Origin of the sequence: Sphingobacterium sp. UBA3519, from assembly GCF_002377215.1 — a bacterium.
In the GTDB taxonomy this organism is placed as follows: domain Bacteria; phylum Bacteroidota; class Bacteroidia; order Sphingobacteriales; family Sphingobacteriaceae; genus Sphingobacterium; species Sphingobacterium multivorum.
Map to the genome: position 1 here is coordinate 1 of NZ_DFPI01000036.1, position 7266 is coordinate 7266.

General features: G+C 41.0%; 3 protein-coding genes. All 3 read left to right on the top strand.

The genetic code is table 11. The annotated features are described in order from the left end of the window. Positions 1–174: 174 nt before the first annotated feature. On the top strand, positions 175–1131 hold the full coding sequence (locus B3297_RS22775; protein WP_286779541.1) for a hypothetical protein: 957 nt from the start codon (positions 175–177) through the stop codon (positions 1129–1131). Positions 1132–1637: 506 nt separating this feature from the next. After that, positions 1638–4844: a hypothetical protein gene (locus B3297_RS22780; protein ID WP_286779542.1), complete on the top strand. Its 3207-nt coding sequence runs from the start codon at positions 1638–1640 to the stop codon at positions 4842–4844. A 12-nt stretch (positions 4845–4856) separates the two neighbouring features. Next, the coding region (locus B3297_RS22785; RefSeq protein ID WP_286779543.1) for a DUF6443 domain-containing protein at positions 4857–7266 on the top strand (2410 nt) is incomplete at its 3' end.

The following is a 7266-nucleotide window of genomic DNA, read 5'->3' on the forward strand; positions in this document are numbered from 1 at the left end:
TAAACGTTTAGGACGCAAGTGATTGCTCAGGGAAATAGAAGAAATGACTTTACACCTAATTGAAAAAGATAAAATAATCAACCGGATTATGGAAAGACTTGAAAAGTTGGAATCGACAAAGTAAGCCGAAATTACGCGTGAATTAATCAAAAAAATATAAAGGAGTTATCAATTATGAAAAGAAAATCGTTGCTCGCAACTTTATTGACTGTTGCTAGTTTTCAGCTGTATCAAGTTCAGGCGCAAACCTCTTTTGAAGGTATTAATTTGACGAATGGACGAGATCTATTTTTTAAAGGTGCTAAGGAAAATCCTGCAGACGCTGGGGATATTGTGTTTCAAAAAGCAAACGGAGAAGAATTAACTCGTATACGAAGTCATTTTGATGCAGGAACTGGTTTAGCTTCAATATACTTTTCGAGTACTCCGTTAATTAAATCCACTTTTTTATTCACTGGTGAAGGAAATCTTGGTATTGGTAGTTCAGTTCCCCGAACTCGATTGGATGTTCAGCCACCTTTAGGAAATATTTCAACGGGAGTTTTCCGTTCAAATGGTGAGCAGTCTTGGGGGCATGCCTTAGCTTTAGTAACCGATAAAGCGGCTGGTGATGATCCAAAATTGTTATTCAGTTACCGTAACCGCGCAAAGCAATGGTCCATTGGCGGAACCCAGAATTCAACCACGTTTAATATTATGGAGGATGGTGGAGATGGTTTTCATGGAAGTGGTTTTGGGGCTGCTAGATTGACCGTGATGCCGGGGGGGAATGTCGGTATCGGAACTAGTAATCCGCAGGCTAAATTGGCTGTTGAAGGCAATATTCTGGCAAAAGAAATCAAGATTAAAACAGATATCAATGTGCCAGACTATGTTTTTGAACCTGATTATAATTTAAAGAGTCTCGAGGAAATTGAAAGCTATGTCAAAGCAAATAAACATTTGCCTGAGATACCTTCGGCTAAACAGATCCAAGCTGACGGGCTCGATTTGGCCGAGATGAATTTACTATTGCTTAAAAAGGTAGAGGAAATGACTTTACAGCTTATTCAAATGAATAATGAAATGAAAAAACAGGCTGAGAAGATTGAAGGACAAGCGGAGAAGATAGCGTTGTTGGGAAATAAATAAAGGTTATCGATTTAATAGAGTGGATGGGTTTGTTGTTATATAGAGAAAAGATAAAACAGGTGTTCCTTTTGATAGGACAGGGTTCCTAACTTTTCAAATAACTTATATAATAAAGATGTGGTAAGTGATGTCATGATAAAACCTACGGTCAATAGAGTCGCTGATTATGCTGCTGCTAATAAAGCCGCAGGAGTGAGGGGACGGCCTCACCGCGCTCGTACTTGTCTATCATGAACTTTGAACGTTACCACATTTGGGTAGATACTGATGGTGAAAATCAAAAAGATGCACCCAAAGATCAATTTGTACAAAACTTTCTTACAATTCCAATCTATGGGTGCAACTCCGAAATCGACTCCTAAAATTTATTTTGGATACAATTGAATTTTGATAAATGCTATTGTTGCTTAACGATAATTTGAATACTTTTGTATCAAATTATCTAGTCCACATTAACTTGTTGAAAATTAATCTGCGGATTTAACTAACCTTATTATTTTTTTAGAATGCGAATTTTACGTTATTTTGGTTTTCAGGCCATACTGTTGGTATTGGGATGTTTCTCAGTTCAGGTCCTTGCACAGAATAAAGGCTATGAACCTACCTTTTTAAGTCCCAATGCTGCTTCTCTTTTAAGTTATAATCAGTCCTCTGTAAACGGATATACTGGTCAGATCGGTTTGAGTATACCTATTTGGCATATTGATTCCAAAGGATTGTCACTAAATCTATCTTTAGGATACAATTCTGGTGGAAACAAGGTAGAAGATATTGCCTCGTGGGTAGGATTGGGTTGGAATCTGTCGGGATTGCCAATGATCAGCAGACAGGTCCGGGGTTTACCAGACGAGGAACCCGGAGGATATATTGAAGGATACCAAGGTCGTACGATGGAATACTATGTCAATAATTTCGAAGGTTCTGCTCTGTATAATGATTTTAAAACATCATCAGCGACTAATCCTGTAGATACCGAAGCAGATGTGTTTTATTTATCTTTGAATAATTTTTCTGGAAGATTTTTTTATGACCAAATATCAAACACATTTTTAACAGAGGAAATAACAGATATAAAAATTGTCTATGATCGGAATACAAATTCGTTTACTGTAATTGATGATTCAGGTATTGTATATACTTTTTCGGTAGGAGAAACTTCCCAATTGAGTGGAACTGGTCCAGGTAAATTGACGGTGAACTCCTGGTTACCCAGCAAGATTGAAAATTCAACTAAAACTAGTCGCATTCAAATTGATTACACGCTAGAAAATCAATTGAGTTATCGCATAGGACCTAACTTAAAATATATACAATTTGGCCCTAACAATAATGGTAATTTAAATGATAATTTTTCTTTTTTGACGAGTTTAGTCAAGTCGTATATCCCCTCTGTTATAACCTATGATAGTGGAAAGATCAAATTTATTAAGAACATAGCGGAAAGAGAGGATTTAGTAGGTGGGTATAGTTTGAATAAAGTGATCATTTCTGATCTTAGGGATAACGTAATTTCGCAAACTGATTTTCAGTACTCGTATATAGCAGGTTCGTCGACAGCAACATACCGTTCAAATAAATGGATGTTTCTTGATAGTGTAAACATTATAGGTTCAACCGGTAATTTTAGTCAGAAATATCGTTTTAATTATGAAACTAATTCGATACCTTCTTCTCGGATTTCTTATGCACAGGATTGGTGGGGCTATTATAACGGTGCGACCACAAATGCCAATTTAATAGGGCCTAGTATCATAACTGTACCCGGACAGGATGAAAATTTGAACATCGAAGGGGCAGATCGTTTAATTAATGAAAGATACTCTCAATTTGGTATACTTAAAAAGGTACAATATCCTAATGGAGGCAGCAGTGAATATACTTATGAAAATAATGAAACATTTGATATGAAAGTTCCGTCGGGTTATGATAAACAGCAACTGTTTCTTTCTGCTGAAGAGTTGTGGCAAGATTTAGAACCAGTTTTTCCTCCTCAAAAGACATTTGTTGGAAATTTCACGATAAATAATAGTTTTGATCCTTTTATTAACAATAATATAAACGGAGGAGCATTATTATCTGCTGATGTGATGGATTTAGGAGTACCTGCAGGTACTATGGGGGCATCATTGCGGATTCGTGGGTTATCAGCTTCCAACGCTAATGTTTCTCGTTTATTTTACTATAGTTTTAGCAATGCTTATTTTCCTAATGGAGATTACGAGATAAAGGCGGAGTTTAACCAGGATCCTCCTAATTATATGAATTTCGTATGTGAATTGAGGTGGTATAAGAAAAAGGATCCGACTAAAAATAAAGTAGGAGGACTAAGAATCCGTGAGACTAAAGATTACTCAGCGCCAGGTATTATTGCATTTGCCAAAAAATATTATTATTCTTACGATCGCTTTGGTCAGAAATCTTCTGGAAAACTTTTTGGCGGCAATAACTTTAACAACGTAATAAACCATGTTTCCCATATTCAGAACAATCAGATAGGTTTAAACTATTATGTAGAAATATCTGCTTCGCCAAGTACGCAGGCCACATCTCAAAGCTCTTCGGCAGTTGGTTACGATCGGGTGTATGAAATGATGACAAGCAATAACGATACGACACTGGTAAAGTACGATTATATAAATCTACCAGACGAGAATTCATATACACATCCTTATCCGCCGGGACAATCCTTCATGGTGCAAAACGGAAAGATTATGCAAGAAACTGTTTACTTATTAAAAAATAATAAGCTTGATTCTCTCCGGGAGACTTCCAATGACTACGACTTGACTCCAGGTGATCAAGTGTTTTATAATTTGAAAAGAGTTGACAATGACGAAACTTATGGTGGGGCATTTACAGGTACGATAGAATATCCTGGTTATTATCCTTATACTTTTACCCGTTTAAAATGTAACTTATTAAATACTGAAAAGACAACATATTCATCCATAGGTAATACTCAATCTTCAACGACGAATTTCTATAATGCTCTAGGTGATTTAATTCAGAGTGACCAGAGTTTAAGCACGGGAAGGACAACGAGATATAAATACGTATATCCTGGGGATGCAGTTTTTACTGGCGTAAATGAAAATGCACGGCTTTGGATGATCTTAAATAATGTCGTGAGTAGACCGGTACGCACAAAAAAATATGAAGTGAACGGCAGTTCTGAGAAATTATTGGAAGAGAGTGTTTCCTATCATAAACAATATGGAACACTTTCTCAAAACGTATTTATTGAAAAGGCTGAAGTCTTGAAACCTACTGAAGTTAGTGAACGTTTCACTTTCCCTTCTTACGATAAATACGGTAATCTACAAGAAATAAAAAAACAGGACAATCCAACGGTAACCTATCTTTGGGGCTATGGTGGCCAATATCCAATTATTGAAATCAAGAATGCGACCTATGCTGAAGTTGTGGCTGTGCTTACCCAAGCTACAATTGACAACCTGAACAGCAGTCAGACCGAGTCCAGTATGGAGACCTTGATCAAAAATGCATCAGATAAGCTGCGCAGTGATTCCAGACTGGCTAAAGCGATGGTGACAACGTATACCTATAAGCCCTTGGTTGGTATGACCAGTAAGACGGATGCTCGAGGAATCAAGGAGACCTATACCTACGACGGTATGCAGCGCTTGCAGGCGGTACTTGACCACCTGAACCATGTAAACAGGTCCTTTGATTACCATTACCGTTCCAACTAAGCCTAATTGATTATGAAAAAGAACTTTTTAACACTGATATCCTTATTCGGGTTTGTTGCAGTACAGGGACAGCGGCTCCCGCAGGATACCTCGCTGAGTTCCTATAGCAACCAGACGAATATCCAGGCCCTCAAGAGCATTACACTCCAGAATGGCTTTCACATCCCTGCCCCCGCGGCAGGCAAAACTGTTACGATCAGTATTGTGGGCTTTCAGAATCTTGTGAGTACTCCTACAGCCGGCCAGAATTATATAATGACCAAGACGTTCCGCAGCCCAGGTGTGACACTTGCCACGTTGAACGCCCAGCGTACGATCGGAGATGAGAACCAGAGTATCCAGTACTTTGATGGGCTGGGAAGGCCTAGCCAGACAGTGCAGCTAATGGCCAGTCCAACGTATAAGGATATCGTCCAGCATATTGAATATGACGGGTTTGGTCGTGAGTCGACGAAATATCTGCCCTATGGCGAGAAGTCAGGCAATGGTAGTTTCCGGGCTTCAGCAAAATCGACACAGTCGGATTTTTACAAAGATGGGGTAGGCTGGGATGCTGCAGCGGTGAAGACAGGCAACCCCTATGCAGTCACGGTCTTTGAGAACAGTCCGTTGAACCGAATTCTGGAACAGGGGGCACCGGGTGCAGCCTGGCAGCCATTGGCAGTCTTGGGTACCGGACATACAGTAAAAACAGGTTATGGTACCAATACGGCTACGGGACTTGATGTTGTAAAGCTATGGACGGTAACGGCGAGCGGAGCCAGCGGTACGACGAACTACTCAGCGGGAAAACTCTACCGTACCACCACCCGGGATGAGAATACTGTCAATACGACCGATCGCAGTGGTTCGGTGGACGAGTATAAAGATTTTGACGGACGTGTTGTTCTCAAGCGGGTGTGGGAGAACGAGAGCAAAGCGCTGAATACCTATTATGTTTACGATGACTTTGGAGACCTGCGTTATGTAATCCCTCCTGCAGTGACGGGAACGAGTGTTAGTGAGCTTTCTACTGATGCGACATTTGCAAATTTTGACAACTATGTTTATGCCTTTAAATACGACGGACGTCGGCGAGTGATCAAGAAGAAGATTCCCGGCAAAGGCTGGGAATATCTTGTTTACAACAGGAATGACCAGGTGGTATTCACACGTGATTCCGAGCAGCTCAAGCGTGAGGAGTGGAGTTTTACGAAATATGATGCATTCGGCCGTGTGGTGATGACCGGTGTTGAGAGAGGCCACGTCGGCGATAATCATGATTATCTGCAGCAGGCTTTGTCCGACTTTACAGGGCCGATGTGGGAAGATCGGGGTAGTGCGATAGAAGGGTATACGAACAATACCATCCCTCAGAATACGGACAATATGACCATATTACAGGTCAATTACTACGATGACTATTTATTTACCGGAGCGACAACACTACCTGCCATCGGGATCACAAAAAGTCCGATGATCAAGTCCCTGCAGACGGGTACTAAAGTATACAGGACAGATGGCAGCCAGCCGCTGCTGACGGTAATGTATTACGATGATTACGGGCGGGTGATCCAGCGTGCTTCAAAGAACCATCTCGATGGAACGGATTATGTGACCAATACCTATACTTTTCCTGGAGAGCTGAAAACCAGTACACGTGTACATACGCCAGCGACAGGGGCTGCAACAACCATTGTTACCAGCAATGATTATGACCATGTCGGCAGATTGGTCTCAACAAAGGAGCGGATCGGATCGCAGGGCGAGGTGATTTTAGTTTCCAATAGCTATAATGAGATCGGCCAGCTGAAAAGTAAAGCCGTGGGCAAGGCAGGCACGGAGAGTTCCTTTGTGAATAGCACTACGTATAGCTACAATGAGCGGGGCTGGCTCAGTAAAAGCACGTCTCCGAAATTCAGTCAGCAGCTGAAATACCAGGACGGTACAAATCCGCAGTGGAACGGTAATATCAGCCAGCAGTTGTGGGGAGACGATGCTGCCCTATCCAATACTTTCAGCTATCAATATGATAAATTGAACAGGTTGACCAGCGGTAGTAACGGTCAGAACGGTACGGCGAGTATAGCTGAGGTAATCGATTACGATGATCTTGGTATGGGCAACATCAAGACCCTTAAGCGTGATGCTCTTCCCGTGACCACCTATAGCTATACAGGCAATAAACTGATGAGCCTGAGCGGTGGATTAACAGGCAGCTACACGTATGATGCCAACGGTAATGCGAAAACTGACCGTTTGGGTATGTCGTTTACGTACAATTACCTGAACCTGCCGCAAACGGCGAAAAAAGCAGGGGTTGATGTGGCATTTGTTTACGATGCTACCGGAATAAAACTTCAGAAATTGTCCAAGATCGGAACTTCGCCGAATATCATTACCACGACCAGGGATTATGTAGGTGGAATCGAATACAATAACG